The sequence below is a fragment of the Streptosporangium sp. NPDC048886 genome, from assembly GCF_055586905.1.
Genome location: NZ_JBVJHH010000015.1, coordinates 63,100 through 78,760, shown reverse-complemented (window position 1 = coordinate 78,760; position 15,661 = coordinate 63,100). Strand labels below are relative to the sequence as shown.

Below are 15,661 nucleotides of genomic sequence, written 5' to 3'. Positions count from 1 at the left end.
TCCGCGGCGGGGGCCGTGCTCATCTGCCGTTGCCGTGGTCGGCGACGGGCTTGGCGACCGGGACGACGTCGGGGGCGCCGAGGCGGATCGCGTCGGCCTCCTGGTCGGTGTCCTGCTCCTGGGACAGCCGCTCGGCCTCGACCCGCTTGGTGTAGTACTCCACTTCACGCTTGACCTGCTCGTCGTCCCAGCCCAGCGGCCCGGCGAGCAGCTGCGCCGCCTCCTCGACCACGCCCAGCCCCCGGTGGAAGGTCTCGATCGAGATGCGCGTGCGCCGGGCCAGCACGTCGTTCAGGTGGCGGGCGCCCTCGTGGGTGGCCGCGTAGACGATCTCCGCCCGCAGGTAGTCGTCCGCCCCGGTCAGCGGGAGGGCCAGCGACGGATCCCGCTCGATCAGCGTGAGAATCTCGTCGATCATCGACCCGTAGCGCTGCAGCAGGTGCTCGATCCGCGCCACGTGCAGCCCGGACGACTGGGCCAGCCGGTAGCGGGAGTTCCACAGCGCCTGGTATCCCTCCGCCCCGGCCAGCGGGATCCGGTCCGTGCACGACGGCGGGACCCGCTGGTCCAGCCCGTGCGCCACCGCGTCCACCGCGTCCCGCGCCATGACCCGGTAGGTCGTGTACTTCCCGCCGGCCACCATGACCAGGCCGGGCACCGGGTGGGCCACCATGTGCTCGCGGGAGAGCTGGGAGGTCTCCTCCGACTCCCCCGACAGCAGCGGGCGCAGCCCGGCGTAGACGCCCTCGACGTCGTCGCGGGTGAGCGGCACCGAGAGCACCTCGTTCACGTGCTCCAGGACGTAGTCGATGTCCGAGCGGGAGGCGGCCGGGTGGGCCCGGTCCAGGTCCCAGCGGGTGTCGGTGGTCCCGATGATCCAGTGGCGGCCCCAGGGGATCACGAACAGCACCGACTTCTCGGTGCGCAGGATGATCCCGGTGAGGGAGTGGATGCGGTCGCGCGGGACGACCAGGTGGATGCCCTTGGACGCGCGGACGTGGATCTGCCCCCGGCCGCCGACCAACTCCTGGATGTCGTCGGTCCACACGCCCGTGGCGTTGACCACCTGCCGGGCCCGCACGTCCATGTCGGTCCCGGCCTCCAGGTCGCGCACCCGGACCCCGGTGACCCGCTCGCCCTCCCGCAGGAAGCCCACCACCTGGGCGCGCGAGGCGACGTGCGCCCCGTAGGAGGCGGCGGTCCGGAGCATGGTCATCACGTAGCGGGCGTCGTCCACCTGGGCGTCCCAGTACTGCACCGCGCCGGAGAAGGCGGTCCGCCGCAGCGAGGGGGCGAGCCGGAGCGCCCTGCGGCGCGACAGGTGACGGTGTCCGGGGACGCCCCGGGTGAAGCCGAAGGAGAAGCCCAGCATGTCGTACAGCGCCAGGCCGGCTCCGACGTAGGGCCGCTCCCAGCCGATGTGCGTGAGCGGGAACAGGAAGGGCACCGGCCGCACCAGGTGGGGGGCGATCCGCTGCAGCAGCAGGGCGCGCTCCTGCAGCGCCTCCCTGACCAGGTCGAAGTTGAGCTGCTCCAGGTAGCGCAGACCACCGTGGATCAGCTTGGACGATCGGGACGAGGTGCCCGAGGAGAAGTCCCGCGCTTCCAGCAGCCCGACGCTCAGCCCGCGGGTCGCCGCGTCCAGCGCGACCCCGGCGCCGACGACGCCGCCGCCGATCACCACCACGTCGAGTTCCTGAGCGCCCATCTGCGTCAGTGCGGCGGTCCGCTCGGCGGGACCGAGCCGTGCCGTGCCCATTCGCGCCGTCATGCTGCATCCCCCTGATGTACGGATTGTCACCTTGCGTCAGGTCTCTACCCATCCACCCTAGGCATCACTACTGACCGGTAGGGAACAGCGGGCGAGATTCGCGCCACAACCCGGTGGACAGTGGGAGATCCTCCCGGAAACGCTGGTCGCCGACAGCGCGGAGCCCGCACGGGCCGTGATCCGGCGCCGGGGGATCGACCGCCCGGGATCGATCACGGCGCGGGCGGGACGTGCCACCCGACGGTCCGGTGAACCCCGGGACGGGCGGACCGGCCGCGCGGCGACGCCCTTCACCGGGCGGGCTCAGGCACGGATCACCTTGACGCCCGCGTCGGTGAAGCGGGCCGCGGCCTCGTCGGAGAGGCCCTCGCCGGTGACCAGCGTGCCGATGGCGCCGAGCGGGCAGATGCGGGCGAAGGCGCGCAGACCGATCTTGGAGGTGTCGGCGACCACCACGACCCGGGCGGCCCTGCTGATCAGCAGGTTGTTGACGCTCGCCTCACCTTCGTGGTGGGCCGACGCGCCCTCCTCGGCGTCGATCCCGTCCACCCCCAGGAACGCGATGTCGAGCGTGACCTGCTCCAGCACCCCCGACGCCAGCGGGCCGATCAGCTCGTAGGACTGCGGCCTGGCCACACCACCGGTCAGCACGATCTTGACGTGCTGACGCACGGTCAGCTCGGCGGCGATGTTCAGCGCGTTGGTGACGATGGTGAAACCGATCTCCGGGTCGGCCCGGATGGCCAGCGCCCGCGCCACCTCCGAGGTGGTCGTGCCGCCGTTCATGCCGATGATCGCCCCCGGCGCCACCAGCCCCGCCGCCGCCTCGGCGATCCGCTGCTTCTCCCCCGCGTGCCGCGCCGTCTTGTAGCGCAGCGGCAGGTCGTAGCTCACGCTCTGGGCGACGGCGCCACCGCGCGTGCGCATGAGCATCTGCTGCTGGGCGAGCTGGTCGAAGTCACGCCGGATCGTGGCGGTGGAGACGACGAGCGCCTCGGCCGCCTGCTCCACCGACAGGCGCCCCTCCTGCGAGAGCAGTTCGAGGATGGCGTTCCAGCGCTCATATCGGCTCACGATGAACAGGGTGACACAGCGAAGGATCAAAACCTACCTCTGCACAATTGTGCTCATTTCTGCTATAAATCACTCACAACAAAGCAAATTCGGGGAGGCACGCCGTGACCACGCACACCGAAGCCGAGATCGCGTCACAGCCGGACTGCTGGCGCCGCGCCGTCAGCGAGGTGTCCGCCGACGCGCTCCCCCAGCGCGGCGAGCGCGTCGCCGTCGTCGGCTGCGGCACCTCCTGGTTCATCGCCCAGGCGTACGCCGTCCTGCGCGAGCGCGCCGGGCACGGCGAGACCGACGCGTTCGCCGCCTCAGAGTTCCCGGCCGGCCGTTCCTACGACCGGGTGCTCGCGCTGACCCGGTCGGGCACCACCACCGAGGTGCTGGAGCTGCTCCGCGGCGCCGGCACGAGGACCAGCGCGATCACCGCCGACCCGGCGACCCCGGTCATGACGCTCGCCGACCAGGTGGTCGTGCTCGACTTCGCCGACGAGAAGTCGGTCGTGCAGACCCGCTTCGCCACCACCCAGCTCGCCCTGCTCCGCGCCCACCTCGGCGAGGACCTGACCGGCGCGATCTCCGACGCCGAGCGCGCGGTCGCCGACCCGCTCCCGGCCGACCTGCTCGCCGCCGAGCAGTTCACCTTCCTGGGCCGGGGCTGGGCCTACGGCCTGGCGGTGGAGGCCGGGCTGAAGATGCGCGAGGCCTGCCGGGCGTGGACCGAGTCCTACCCGGCGATGGAATACCGGCACGGCCCGATCAGCATCGCCGGGCCCAACCGGGTCACCTGGATGCTCGGCGAGGCCCCCGAGGGCCTGCGCGGCGAGGTCGAGGCCACCGGCGGGTCCTTCCTGGAGAGCACCCTCGACCCGATGGCCGAGCTCATCAGGGTCCAGCGGGTGGCCGTGGCCCGGGCGCACGCCCAGGGACTCGACCCCGACGAGCCGCTCCACCTCACCAGGTCGGTGATCCTCTCCTCCTGATGACCGGTCCTCCCCAGGACCGGAGAGGATAGTGCCATGAGCATCACACTCGCCGACGCCCGTATCGTGACCCCCGAAGGTGTCCACGGAGGCTGGCTCACCATCGAAGACGGCCGCATCACCCACGTGGGCCAGGGCTCCGCCCCCGGGCCGGGCCACAGCCTCGCGGGCCGATACGTCGTGCCGGGTTTCGTCGACATCCACAACCACGGCGGGGCGGGCGGCTCCTTCCCCACCGGCGATCCGGACGAGGCGAGCCGGGTCGCCGCGCTGCACGCCCGGCACGGCACCACCACGCTCATGGCCAGCCTGGTCACCGCGGCCCCGGACGATCTGGCCAGGGCGACCGCCGCCCTGGCCGACCTGTGCGAGGACGGCCTGCTGGCCGGGATCCACTTCGAGGGCCCCTACATCTCCAAGGCCCGCTGCGGCGCGCACAACCCGGCGCTGCTGCGCGAGCCGTCCCCGCAGGAGTTCGCCGAGCTGCTCAAGGCCGGCCGCGGCCACGTGCGGATGCTCACCATCGCCACCGAGCTGCCCGGCGCCCTCGACACCATCCGGGAGGCCGTCGCGAACAACGTGATCGCCGCGCTCGGGCACAGCGACGCCACCTACGAGCAGACCATCGCGGGCATCGACGCGGGCGGCAGCGTCGCCACCCACCTCTACAACGCGATGCCGCCGCTGCACCACCGCGCCCCCGGCCCGATCGCCGCGCTGCTGGAGGACGAGCGCGTCACGATCGAGCTGATCAACGACGGCGTGCACGTGCACCCGGCGATGATGCGCCTGGCCTACGAGGTCGCGGGCCCCGGCCGGACCGCGCTGATCACCGACGCCATGGCCGCGGCCGGCATGGGTGACGGCGTCTACGGGCTCGGCCCGATGAAGGTCGACGTCGTGGACGGCGTCGCCCGGCTGGCCGAGGGCGGCTCCATCGCGGGCAGCACCCTGACCATGGACGTCGCCTTCCGGCGCAGCGTCCAGGAGGTCGGGCTGTCGCTGCCGGAGGCGGCCGAGATCGCCTCGCTCACCCCCGCCCGGGTGCTCGGCCTCGCCGACCGCCTGGGCTCCGTCTCCGTCGGCAAGCAGGCCGACCTGGTGGTGCTCACCGGCGACCTGGAGGTCGCCGGTGTCATGAAGCACGGAAACTGGATCACAGAACCCTCATGACCTCCTCGCCCGCCCCGCACGGCACGGTCCTGACCGTCACGCTGAACCTGGCCCTCGACGTCACCTACGTGGCCGACGGCGTCGACTGGGACGGCGTCAACCGGGTGCGGACCGTGCACCGGAGAGCGGGCGGCAAGGGGGTCAACGTGGCCAGGGTGCTGGCCGCCCTGGGCAGGGACGTGCTCGTCACCGGCCTGGCGGGCGGCCCGACCGGTGACGCCGTCGGAGCCGACCTCGCGGCGGCGGGCCTGCCCGCCGCCCTCACCCCGATCGCCGCCGAGTCACGCGCCACCCTGGCCGTCTCCGACCTCGGCGGCGCCCCGTCCGGCCCGGCTCCCGCCCCCGGCGCGGAGCGGGCCGCGCGGCGCACGGCGCTGTTCAACGAGCCCGGACCGGTGGTGACCGACGAGGAGCTGGGCCGCTTCCTGCACGACTACGACACGCTGCTCGGGCGGGCCGGGGCGGTCGTGATCTCCGGCAGCCTCCCCCGCGGGGTGCCCGCCGCCTTCTACGCCGAACTCGCGGCCCGGGCCCGCGAGCGGGGCGTCCCGGCGATCGTGGACGCCGACGGCGAGCCGCTCAGGCACGCCCCCGCCGGCCGCCCCTCGATCGTCAAGCCCAACGCCGAGGAGCTCGCCCGCGCCCTGGCCCGCGACAACCTTCTCCGAGACCCCGGCAGGGACTCCGGAGGGGATTCCGACGGAGACTCCGGCGGGGACTTCGCCGGGGCCGAGGTGCTGCGGCGGGACGGGGCGGAGGCCGTCGTGGTCTCCCTCGGCGCCGGCGGGCTGCTGGCCGTGACCCCCGAGGGCGCCTGGCGGGCCGCCATGCCGTACCGGGTGGAGGGGAACCCGACGGGGGCCGGTGACGCGCTCGTCGCGGGGCTGGCGCTGGGCCTGGTGGAGGGTATGCCCTGGCCCGAGCGGCTGCGCCGCGCGGCCGCCCTGGGCGCGGCCGCGGTGGCCTCCCCGGTCGCCGGCGACTTCGACCCGGAGACGTTCCGGAGGATCCACCCGGAGATACGGGTGGAGCCGGCCCGCCCGTAGGGCGTCCGGCGCTCCGCATCGCACCGCTCATCCCGTATACGAAAGGGTCAACATGCCTGTTGTCGGTATCGGCGACATCGTCCGCGACGCTCCGGCCGGCGTCGGCGCGTTCAACGTCATCCAGCTGGAGCACGCCGAGGCGATCGTCACCGGGGCGGAGGCCGCCGGGGTGCCCGTCGTGCTGCAGATCAGCGAGAACTGCGTCCGCTTCCACGGCGCCCTCGCCCCGATCGCCGCCGCGTCGCTCGCGGTGGCCAGGGCGGCGGCGGTGCCGGTGGCCGTGCACCTCGACCACGCCACCGACCGAGCGCTCGTCGAGGAGGCCGTGGAGCTGGGCCTGGGATCGGTGATGTTCGACGCCTCGGCGCTGCCCGACGAGGAGAACGTGGCGCTCACGGCCGAGGTCGCCACCCTGTGCCACCGGCGGGGCGTGTGGGTGGAGGCCGAGCTCGGCGAGGTCGGCGGCAAGGACGGCGTGCACGCGCCGGGGGCGCGGACCAAGCCGCACGAGGCCGTGGACTACGTGGCCAGGACGGGCGTGGACGCGCTGGCCGTGGCCGTGGGCAGCTCCCACGCCATGACGACCAGGGACGCCGTCCTCGACCTGGAGCTGATCGCCGCCCTGCGCGCCGCGGTCCCGGTCCCGCTGGTGCTCCACGGCTCCTCGGGTGTGCCGGACGAGACCCTGCGCGCCGCCGTACGGCACGGCATGAAGAAGATCAACATTGCCACGCACCTCAACAAGACCTTCACCCGCGCGATCCGCGACCACCTGACCGCCGACGAGAAGGTCGTGGACTCCCGCAAATACGTCGCGGCGGGCCGGGCGGCCGTCGCCACCGAGGTCACCCGTCTCCTCGGGGTCCTGACCGGCTGATCACGACCATTTCCAGCGGACGCCGATCAGGCCGGGCTGGAGCGAGCCGGTCACCAGGTGGACCGCGTGGTGGGCGTTGAGGGCGAGCTCGCCCTGGTCGTGCTCGCCCGCCGCGGACTCGTGGCGGGCGAAGCGGCGCACGCTGACCGGCAGGGCCTCGGGGGCGAAGCTCACCCGGAGCACGTACTGGCCCGCCGGGAAGCGGAAACCCCTCTCGTACTCGGTGGTCTCCACGCCGCTCGGATCGGCGAGCTCGTAGCGCATCACCTGGGTGTCGCCGGTCCGGAGCGCCCGGTCGAACAGCAGCTCGGCCACCACCAGAGCGGTCGGCCCGTCGCGGCGGACCCGGCCGACCCGGCAGTCCTCCAGGGCCCGGATCCGCACCCGCTCCACGTCGCACCCGATGTCGCCCCGGTAGACCATGATGTAGCGGTCGGCGGCGTCCTCGTGCGCCTGCACCACCTGGAGCGTCTCGCGCCGCGTGGTGCTGCGGTCCGCCCCGATCTGCAGCGACTCGTACATGCCGGCGATGTGCAGCCTGCGGTCGTCGGCCACCCCGTCCAGCTCGTCCAGCAGGCTCGACAGGGCGCGCGCGGGGCCCATGGCCGAGGAGTGGGGACCCGCCCCGGCCGCGGGCCCGGCGCTCTGGCCCCGGCCCCGCGGCCGGGGCGGGCCGAGCAGGCCCATCAGCGAGCGCGGCGGCAGGATGAGGATCTCCTCCAGGGCGCGTACGGCGCGCAGCGACTCGGGCCGCTCGGGGCGGCGCAGGCCCTGCTGCCAGTAGCTCAGGCTCGTCATCCCGACCCGCAGGCCGCGCTCTTCCAGGCGCTGGCGGAGCCGGTCCAGGGTCAGGCCGCGCGCCTCCACCGCGGCCCGGAGCGCGACGTGGAACGGGCCCTCGCTGAGAGCGGCCCGGAGCTCGCGATCATCCGACACATGGGCATGTTCACAGATTTTCCCCCATACGTCACTTTCGCGATCCCGTAGCCGCCCGCGCACGCCGTCCGCACGCCCGCGCGCGCCATCCACGCACGCCGTCCACGCACCCGCGCGCGCCATCCACGCACGCCGTCCACGCACCCGCGCACGTCACCCGCGCGTCGCGGCGCAGGGGACGGGGCCGTGAGAACGGCGGACGCCCGGCCCGGCGGGCCGGGCGTCCGGGTGGGACGTCGGCCCCGTCAGCTGGTGTGCGGGGCGACGACGACCTCGACCCGCTGGAACTCCTTCAGGTCGGAGTATCCGGCGGTGGCCATCGTGCGCTTGAGCGCGCCCATCAGGTTCATCGAGCCGTCGGCCACCGAGGACGGGCCGTGCAGGATCTGCTCCAGCGTGCCGACCGTGCCGAACTCGACCCGCTTGCCCCGGGGCAGCTCGGGGTGCTGCGCCTCCGAGCCCCAGTGGAAGCCGTGGCCGGGGGCCTCGACCGCCCTGGCCAGCGGCGAGCCGACCATGACCGCGTCGGCGCCGCAGGCGATCGCCTTGGCGATGTCGCCGGAGGTGCCCATGCCGCCGTCGGCGATGACGTGGACGTAGCGGCCGCCGGACTCGTCCATGTAGTCGCGGCGGGCCGCGGCCACGTCGGAGATCGCGGTCGCCATCGGCACCACCACACCCAGCACCGTGCGGGTGGTGTGCGAGGCGCCGCCACCGAAGCCGACGAGCACGCCGGCCGCGCCGGTCCGCATCAGGTGCAGCGCCGCGGTGTAGGTGGCGCAACCACCGACGATCACCGGGACGTCGAGCTCGTAGATGAACTGCTTGAGGTTCAGCGGCTCGGCCCGGCTGGAGACGTGCTCGGCGGAGACCGTGGTGCCGCGGATCACGAAGATGTCGACGCCCGCGTCGATGACGGCCTTGTGGTGCTGGACGGTGCGCTGCGGGGACAGGCGGACGGCGGTGGTCACCCCGGCCGCGCGGATCTCCTCGATGCGGCGGCCGATCAGCTCGTCCTTGATCGGCGCGTCGTAGATCTCCTGGAGCCGCCTGGTCGCGGCCTCACCCTTGAGCTCGGCCACCTCCGCCAGCAACGGCGTCGGGTCGTCGTAGCGGGTCCAGAGACCTTCGAGGTCCAGCACCGCGAGACCGCCGAGCCTGCCGACCTCGATCGCGGTCTTGGGCGAGACCACGCTGTCCATCGGGCTCACCACGACGGGCAGCTCGAACCGGTAGGCGTCGATCTGCCAGGCGATCGAGACCTCCTCCGGGTCGCGGGTACGACGGGACGGGACGATGCCGATCTCGTCGAGCGCGTAGGCGCGACGGCCGTTCTTGCCGCGTCCGATCTCCACCTGAGTCATATGTCTGTCTTTCCCATTCCATGCGTGTACGGCTCACGCCGAGCGGCGTAAGCCGTACAGGGCCGTTGTGGCCCGCCTGCTCGCCGGACCTGGCGCGGGCACCTCGACGTCCGTCCTCGGCGTCCGCGACAGGACTCTACCGACGGTGGTAGTTCGGAGCCTCGACCGTCATCTGGATGTCGTGCGGGTGGCTCTCCTTCAGGCCCGCGGCGGTGATCGGCATCAGCTCGCACCGGGTGTGCATCTCCTCGACCGTGCGGCACCCGGCGTACCACATGCCCTGGCGCAGACCGCCGACGAGCTGGTGGGCGACCGCCGCGACCGGACCGCGGTAGGGGACCTGGCCCTCGATGCCCTCGGGGATGAACTTGTCCTCGCCGCCGACGTCGGCCTGGGCGTAGCGGTCCTTGCTGAAGGAGGCGCCACCGCGCTCGCGGTTGCGGACCGCGCCGAGCGAGCCCATCCCCCGGTAGGACTTGAACTGCTTGCCGTTGATGAAGATCAGCTCACCCGGCGACTCCTCGCATCCGGCGAGGAGCGAGCCCAGCATCACCGCGTCGGCGCCGGCGGCGATGGCCTTGACGATGTCGCCGGAGTATTGGAGACCGCCGTCGCCGATCACCGGCACCCCGGCCGGGCCGGCGGCCAGCGAGGCCTCGTGGATGGCCGTCACCTGCGGGGCGCCGACGCCGGCGACCACGCGGGTGGTGCAGATGGAGCCCGGGCCGACGCCGACCTTGATCGCGTCCGCCCCCGCGTCGATCAGCATCTGGGCGCCCGCGCGCGTGGCGATGTTGCCGCCGATCACCTCGACCCGGCTGTTGGCCTTGATCGTGGAGATCATGTCGGCGAGCCCCTTGGAGTGGCCGTGGGCGACGTCCACGATGATCACGTCGACGCCGGCCTCGATCAGCGCCATCGCCCGCTTCTCGGCGTCGCCCCCGACGCCGATGGCCGCCCCCACGACGAGCCGGCCATCGGCGTCCTTGGTGGCGAGTGGGTACTGCTCGCTCTTGGTGAAGTCCTTGACGGTGATGAGCCCGCGGAGCCGCCCGTCGGCGTCGACCAGCGGGAGCTTCTCGATCTTGTTCTCGCGGAGCAGCTCGAACGCGCCGTCCCTGGACACCCCGACCGGCGCGGTGACCAGCGGCATCGGGGTCATGACCTCGCGCACGGGACGGCGCTGGTCGGTCTCGAAGCGCATGTCCCGGTTGGTGACGATGCCGACGAGCACGCCGGACGGGTCGGTCACCGGGACGCCGGAGATCCGGTAGGTGGCGCACAGGCGCTCGACGTCGGCGAGGGTGTCGTCCGGCGAGCAGGTGACCGGGTTGGTGACCATCCCGGCCTCGGAGCGCTTGACGAGATCGGCCTGCTGGGCCTGGTCCTCGATGGAGAGGTTGCGGTGCAGGATGCCGATGCCGCCCTGGCGGGCCATCGCCACCGCCATGCGGGCCTCGGTGACCGTGTCCATCGCCGCCGACACCAGCGGGATGCGCAGGGTGATCCCGCGGGACAGCCGCGTGCTGGTGTCCGCCTCCCCCGGCTGCAGATCCGAATAAGCGGGCACCAGGAGCACGTCGTCGAACGTGAGTCCTGGCTCGGTGAACTTGGCCATCTGCAACCCTCCTGCCACGGCGCTCTCATAAGCGGGGAAAGGCGCCGGCCCCCTGGTCATAGTTTAGAGTCTGGCTCCAAACCCGGGGGACATCGGGGATAAACGAGGGACCGAGCGGTCGGTGACCCGCCCGGTCCCCCGGTCACCGGCACCGCCACGAGACGCCTGTGTGCCGCCGGACCCCCCTCCGCGTCCGGGCGGCGGCGCTCGTGACCGGTGCCGACGCTCTGTCAAGGGTGCGTCACCGCCTGTCCACCCGCAATGGGCAAACGTGCAATTGCACGAAGTTGCACCGCGGTGTCGCACCGCGGGCGTGACGCGCCGGCGGGCGGATCCGCACCCGCGGGTGACGTGCCGCCGGGCCGGGTCAGGCCCCGCGCACGTCGCGTCGGCGGGCCGACGCGCGGGCCGGGCGCGACGTGCCGCCGGGCCGATCCGCGGGCCGGGCGCGGAGCCCGATACGGGGCGCGCCAGTCATGGCAACGTCCGGACAGGGATGATTCGCCGGGTTATCCTCTCGGGATCGCGTCACCTCAGGAGCCCCTCCCCGATGCGCATCGACACATCCGCACTGCCCGATCCGCTCGCGACCCTGGGCCTCACCCCGGGCCAGACCGCGCTGTACAACACGGTGTTGCGCCTGCACCGCGCCACCTGCGCCGCGCTCGCCGACGCCACCGACCGCTCGCCCGAGGCGCTGGAGCGCGAGCTGGCCAGCCTCGTGCGGCTGGGCGTGGTCGACGAGCAGGGCGGGGAGTATCTCGCCAGGCACCCCGCCGCGGCGCTCGGCCACCTGATCGCCGAGCGGCTGGACCGCCTCGCCGCCGAGAGCCGCAGGATCGACACCGTGCTCGGGTCGATCCGCGGCTTCATCCACCAGTACGACGCCGGGCTCGACTACCAGACCGGCCAGTTCGCGGTGGACCTGGTCGGCGGGGCCGACGAGCTCTACGAGAGCGTGATCGGCATGGCGGTCCAGGCGCCGCCGCTGGAGCTGCTGTCGGCCGTCCCCGACACCCGGACGATGAGCGACTTCGCGCACCGCTACGCCGACCAGTGGATCGGGGCCCAGCGCACCGGCCTGCTCTCCTGCCGGGTCGTCATCCCGGTCCACACGCTGGAGACCGCCGGCCTGCGGGACAAGCTGGACCAGTTCGAGCGGGCCGGGGCCCAGGTCCGCACCCTCGACGTGGTGCCGAGCTGGTTCCTGATCGCCGGGGCCGACGCCGCGGGCATGCCCGCCCAGTGGGGCGGCGCCCTCGCCGAGAACGCCTACAACTTCCACCTGGTCCGGGCGGCCATCGTGGTGGCCGCGCTGCGCTCGCTCTTCGAGGAGCTGTGGACCCGCGCGGCGCCGCTGCCGTGGACGCACCGCGGCGACGGCGTGACGCGGGTGCTGCGGCTGGCCGCCCAGGGGGTCTCCGACGAGGTGATCGCCCGGCAGCTCGGGATCTCGGTCCGGACGGTGCGGGCCCGGTTCGCCGACGCCATGGCCGAGCTCGGCGCGCAGTCGCGCTTCCAGGCGGGCGTGGAGGCCGCCCGCCGTGGGTGGCTGGCGTAGTTCCGGACCTGCGCGCGGGCGGCCGGTGTGGTTCCGGGCCTGGTCGTGGGCGACTGGTGTAGTTCGGCCCCTGTTGGCCGCATCGAGGTCATAAGGTGGGAACGTGCTCGACGATGTCCCTCGCGACCCGTTCGCGGATGACCCCGACGACCCGGCGGCGGCGCTGGGAGAGCCCGACGACCCCGAGCCGCTGACCTCAGCCGAACGCGACGAGGCCATGACCGATCTCGCCGACGTGGAGGTCTTCCGTTCGCTGCTGGAGCCCCAGGGGGTGCTCGGCCTGGTCCTCGACTGCCCGGAGTGCGGCGAGCAGCACTACTTCGACTGGGAGCTGCTGCGCGGCAACCTGCGGCAGATGATCGAGAACGGCCGGCCGCAGGTGCACGAGCCCGCCTACCAGCCCGACCCCACCGACTACGTCACCTGGGAGTACGCCCGGGGTTACGTGGACGGGGTGATCGACACCGAGGAACAGCGCTGATCGACGTCGTCGATCAGCGCGGCCAGCAGGTTGACGGCGGCGTCGGAGGTGGGGACGGCCTCCCTCCGGGAGAGCGCCTCCAGGACCGTGTCGGTCTCGGCCACGGCCGGATCCTCCTCCGGCCCGTATCTGCGGGCCGGACGCCGCGGATGGACCGCCGTCATGGCCCCGCCCGCCAGCCGGCGCCGCGGGCCGCGCCCGGCGCCGCGCACCGCCGGACCACGCTCGGCTGCTCGGCGGTCAAGCTATCGACTCCAGCTCCGCCATCGCCCGCAGCCGGGCCAGCGCCCGGTGCTGGGCGACCCGGACCGCACCTGGTGACATGCCCAGTACATTACCCGTCTCCTCCGCCGAGAGGCCCGACACCACCCGGAGCATGAGCAGCTGGCGCTGGTTGTCGGGGAGCCTGGACAGCAGCCTGCGGGCGTGCTCGGCCTCGATGTAGCGGACCACGGTCTCCTCCGGCCCCGGGCCCTCGTCGGGCCCGTCCGGGAGGTCCTGGGTGGGCACGGCGGAGCGCACGGAGCTGCGCAGCGCGTCGGCCACCTTGTGGGAGGCGATGCCGAAGACGAAGGACGCGAACGGGCGTCCCATGTCCCGGTAGCGGGGCAGCGCGGACAGCACCGCGATGCATACTTCCTGGGCCACGTCGTCTGCGATGTGATACTGACCGGAGACCCGGCCGAGACGAGCACGGCAATAACGGACGACCATTGGCCGTAGCTGCGCGATCAGGGTTTCGATCGCGGTGCGATCACCCTGAACGGCGAGGCTCGTCAGATCCTTGAGATCATCCCTGTGGGCGACCCCGTCAGATCTCGTCGCAAGCCTTACCCCACTTTTGGCGTCGGCGACGCATCCCTCGGTCACGTTAGGCATGATGCCCGCCCCGATCCGGCCTGTCGTCATGGCGAACGGCTACGGATTGGTCACATTGAGGCGGAGATAACGGGGCGTAATCGAATGGCGACAGCGACGACCTTAGTATGCGCAAATATTTCATTGGATAGCCGAATATGTCGGCTATTTGTTAGAAGGACGTTTGGCCTTCCGCGCGGCCGGCGATGACGCTTTGGGGCCCCTTTCGGTTTACCCGGAAAACCGAACGGCCCGCACCCCCCGAGGGGACGCGGGCCGTAGCGGATCCGGTGGAGGTCAGTGGCCGTGGCCGTGACCGTGGCCGTGACCGCCGGCGGCGGCCGGGGCCTCCTCCTCGGGCTTGTCCACCACGAGGGCCTCGGTCGTCAGCAGCATGCCGGCGATGGAGGCGGCGTTCTGGACGGCCGAGCGGGTGACCTTGACCGGGTCGATGACGCCCTGGCTGATCAGGTCGCCGTACTCGCCGGTGGCGGCGTTGAGGCCCTCGCCCACGGAGAGCTCGGCGACCTTGGTGGTCACCACGTAGCCCTCGAGGCCGGCGTTCTCGGCGATCCAGCGGGCCGGCTCGATGAGCGCCTTGCGGACCACGGCGACACCGGTCGCCTCGTCGCCGGACAGACCGAGGTCGTCCAGGACCTTGGAGACGTGGATGAGCGCGGAGCCACCGCCGGAGACGATGCCCTCCTCGATCGCCGCGCGGGTGGCGGAGATCGCGTCCTCCAGGCGGTGCTTCTTCTCCTTGAGCTCCACCTCGGTGGCCGCGCCGACCTTCAGCACGCAGACACCGCCGGAGAGCTTGGCCAGGCGCTCCTGGAGCTTCTCGCGGTCCCAGTCGGAGTCGGACTGCTCGATGGCGAGCTTGATCTCCTTGACCCGGTCGGAGATCGCCTGCTGGTCGCCGGCGCCGTCGACGACGGTGGTGGCGTCCTTGGTGATCACGACGCGGCGGGCGGTGCCGAGCACCTCAAGGCCGACGTGCTCCAGCTTGAGGCCGACCTCCTCGCTGACGACCTCGCCGCCGGTGAGGATCGCGATGTCCTGCAGCATGGCCTTGCGGCGGTCGCCGAAGCCGGGGGCCTTGACCGCGACGGAGGTGAAGGTGCCGCGGATCTTGTTGGTGACCAGGACGGCCAGGGCCTCGCCCTCGACGTCCTCGGCGATGACGAGCAGCGCCTTCTTGGTCTGGGCGATCTTCTCCAGCAGCGGCAGGAAGTCGGCGACGGAGGAGACCTTGCCCTGGGTGATCAGGATGTAGGGGTCCTCCAGGACCGCCTCCATGCGCTCCTGGTCGGTCACCATGTAGGGCGACAGGTAGCCCTTGTCGAACTGGAGTCCCTCGGTGAACTCCAGCTCCAGGCCCATGGTGTTGGACTCCTCGACGGTGATGACACCGTCCTTGCCCACCTTGTCGAACGCCTCGGCGATCAGCTCGCCGATCTTGGCGTCCTGCGCGGAGATCGTCGCGACGTGCGCGATCTCCTTCTTGTCCTCGACCGGGCGGGCCGACTCGATCAGCTTGTCGCTGACGGCCCTGGCGGCGAGGTCGATGCCGCGCTTGAGCGACAGCGGCTGGGCACCGGCGGCGACGTTGCGCAGACCCTCGCGGACCATCGCCTGGGCGAGGACGGTGGCGGTGGTCGTGCCGTCACCGGCGATGTCGTTGGTCTTGGTGGCGACTTCCTTGGCGAGCTGGGCGCCGAGGTTCTCGTACGGAGCCTCCAGCTCGACCTCGCGGGCGATGGTGACACCGTCGTTGGTGATGGTCGGCGCACCGAACTTCTTGTCGATGACGACGTTGCGGCCGCGCGGGCCGAGCGTGACCTTGACGGCGTCCGCGAGGGCGTTCACGCCACGCTCAAGAGCGCGGCGGGCGTCCTCCTCGAACGACAGGATCTTCGGCATGA

The 15,661-nt window shown here is 72.3% G+C and carries 14 protein-coding genes; 6 read left to right on the top strand and 8 right to left on the bottom strand.

Features of this window, described 5'->3' with window-relative positions; all coding sequences use genetic code 11:
- Positions 1-19 precede the first annotated feature (19 nt).
- Complete coding sequence (locus ACZ6R6_RS20210) at positions 20-1,771, bottom strand: glycerol-3-phosphate dehydrogenase/oxidase (RefSeq protein WP_470095339.1); 1,752 nt, start codon at positions 1,769-1,771, stop codon at positions 20-22.
- 303 nt (positions 1,772-2,074) lie between these two features.
- Positions 2,075-2,845, bottom strand: a complete 771-nt coding sequence (locus tag ACZ6R6_RS20205; protein WP_470095337.1) for a DeoR/GlpR family DNA-binding transcription regulator — start codon at positions 2,843-2,845, stop codon at positions 2,075-2,077.
- Between the two features lie 104 nt (positions 2,846-2,949).
- Here ACZ6R6_RS20205 and ACZ6R6_RS20200 point away from each other — a divergent pair, with 104 nt between their 5' ends.
- Genes ACZ6R6_RS20200 through ACZ6R6_RS20185 form a run of 4 tightly spaced genes read left to right on the top strand, consistent with a single transcriptional unit; the run spans position 2,950 to position 6,918 of the window.
- Positions 2,950-3,822, top strand: a complete 873-nt coding sequence (locus ACZ6R6_RS20200; RefSeq protein ID WP_470095335.1) for an SIS domain-containing protein — start codon at positions 2,950-2,952, stop codon at positions 3,820-3,822.
- 36 nt (positions 3,823-3,858) lie between these two features.
- A complete protein-coding gene (nagA, locus tag ACZ6R6_RS20195) occupies positions 3,859-4,995 on the top strand; it encodes an N-acetylglucosamine-6-phosphate deacetylase (protein WP_470095333.1) in 1,137 nt (378 codons plus the stop codon).
- Positions 4,992-6,041, top strand: coding sequence for a 1-phosphofructokinase family hexose kinase (locus ACZ6R6_RS20190; RefSeq protein WP_470095331.1), 1,050 nt, complete (start codon positions 4,992-4,994; stop codon positions 6,039-6,041). The genes nagA and ACZ6R6_RS20190 overlap by 4 nt, the downstream gene beginning before the upstream one ends.
- Positions 6,042-6,093: 52 nt before the next feature.
- Positions 6,094-6,918 (top strand): class II fructose-bisphosphate aldolase, encoded by an 825-nt coding sequence (locus tag ACZ6R6_RS20185; RefSeq protein ID WP_470095329.1) that lies wholly within the window; start codon positions 6,094-6,096, stop codon positions 6,916-6,918.
- Here the strand turns inward: ACZ6R6_RS20185 and ACZ6R6_RS20180 are convergent, their stop codons facing one another.
- The 3 genes from ACZ6R6_RS20180 to guaB form a co-directional block, all read right to left on the bottom strand.
- Positions 6,919-7,854, bottom strand: a complete 936-nt coding sequence (locus ACZ6R6_RS20180) for a hypothetical protein (RefSeq protein WP_470095327.1) — start codon at positions 7,852-7,854, stop codon at positions 6,919-6,921.
- Positions 7,855-8,099: 245 nt separating this feature from the next.
- Entirely contained in the window at positions 8,100-9,218 is a 1,119-nt protein-coding gene (locus ACZ6R6_RS20175) for a GuaB3 family IMP dehydrogenase-related protein (protein WP_470095325.1), read from the bottom strand.
- Positions 9,219-9,354: 136 nt separating this feature from the next.
- Positions 9,355-10,836, bottom strand: coding sequence for an IMP dehydrogenase (gene guaB / locus ACZ6R6_RS20170; protein ID WP_470095323.1), 1,482 nt, complete (start codon positions 10,834-10,836; stop codon positions 9,355-9,357).
- A gap of 550 nt (positions 10,837-11,386) precedes the next feature.
- Here guaB and ACZ6R6_RS20165 point away from each other — a divergent pair.
- Complete coding sequence (locus tag ACZ6R6_RS20165; protein ID WP_470095321.1) at positions 11,387-12,397, top strand: helix-turn-helix transcriptional regulator; 1,011 nt, start codon at positions 11,387-11,389, stop codon at positions 12,395-12,397.
- A 103-nt stretch (positions 12,398-12,500) separates the two neighbouring features.
- The gene (locus ACZ6R6_RS20160; protein WP_470095319.1) at positions 12,501-12,878 is read left to right on the top strand and encodes a DUF5319 family protein; all 378 of its coding nucleotides are present in this window, start codon (positions 12,501-12,503) and stop codon (positions 12,876-12,878) included.
- On the opposite strand, the gene ACZ6R6_RS20155 is transcribed toward ACZ6R6_RS20160, so the two are convergent.
- The 3 genes from ACZ6R6_RS20155 to groL form a co-directional block, all read right to left on the bottom strand.
- Positions 12,839-12,982 (bottom strand): hypothetical protein, encoded by a 144-nt coding sequence (locus tag ACZ6R6_RS20155; protein ID WP_470095317.1) that lies wholly within the window; start codon positions 12,980-12,982, stop codon positions 12,839-12,841. The genes ACZ6R6_RS20160 and ACZ6R6_RS20155 overlap by 40 nt on opposite strands.
- Before the next feature lie 136 nt (positions 12,983-13,118).
- Entirely contained in the window at positions 13,119-13,757 is a 639-nt protein-coding gene (locus tag ACZ6R6_RS20150) for a sigma-70 family RNA polymerase sigma factor (protein ID WP_470095315.1), read from the bottom strand.
- Between the two features lie 276 nt (positions 13,758-14,033).
- Positions 14,034-15,659 carry a chaperonin GroEL gene (gene groL, locus ACZ6R6_RS20145; RefSeq protein WP_306859509.1) on the bottom strand — a complete coding sequence of 542 codons (1,626 nt, stop codon included), beginning with the start codon at positions 15,657-15,659 and terminating at the stop codon, positions 14,034-14,036.
- Positions 15,660-15,661 lie beyond the last annotated feature (2 nt).

Excerpts from the sequence above, each read along its gene's own strand:
- ACZ6R6_RS20190 (WP_470095331.1), top strand. The coding sequence starts at position 4,992 with ATGACCTCCTCGCCCGCCCCGCACGGCACGGTCCTGACCGTCACGCTG.
- groL (WP_306859509.1), bottom strand. The coding sequence starts at position 15,659 with ATGCCGAAGATCCTGTCGTTCGAGGAGGACGCCCGCCGCGCTCTTGAG.
- ACZ6R6_RS20150 (WP_470095315.1), bottom strand. The coding sequence starts at position 13,757 with ATGCCTAACGTGACCGAGGGATGCGTCGCCGACGCCAAAAGTGGGGTA.
- ACZ6R6_RS20175 (WP_470095325.1), bottom strand. The coding sequence starts at position 9,218 with ATGACTCAGGTGGAGATCGGACGCGGCAAGAACGGCCGTCGCGCCTAC.
- ACZ6R6_RS20165 (WP_470095321.1), top strand. The coding sequence starts at position 11,387 with ATGCGCATCGACACATCCGCACTGCCCGATCCGCTCGCGACCCTGGGC.
- ACZ6R6_RS20185 (WP_470095329.1), top strand. The coding sequence starts at position 6,094 with ATGCCTGTTGTCGGTATCGGCGACATCGTCCGCGACGCTCCGGCCGGC.
- guaB (WP_470095323.1), bottom strand. The coding sequence starts at position 10,836 with ATGGCCAAGTTCACCGAGCCAGGACTCACGTTCGACGACGTGCTCCTG.
- nagA (WP_470095333.1), top strand. The coding sequence starts at position 3,859 with ATGAGCATCACACTCGCCGACGCCCGTATCGTGACCCCCGAAGGTGTC.
- ACZ6R6_RS20210 (WP_470095339.1), bottom strand. The coding sequence starts at position 1,771 with ATGACGGCGCGAATGGGCACGGCACGGCTCGGTCCCGCCGAGCGGACC.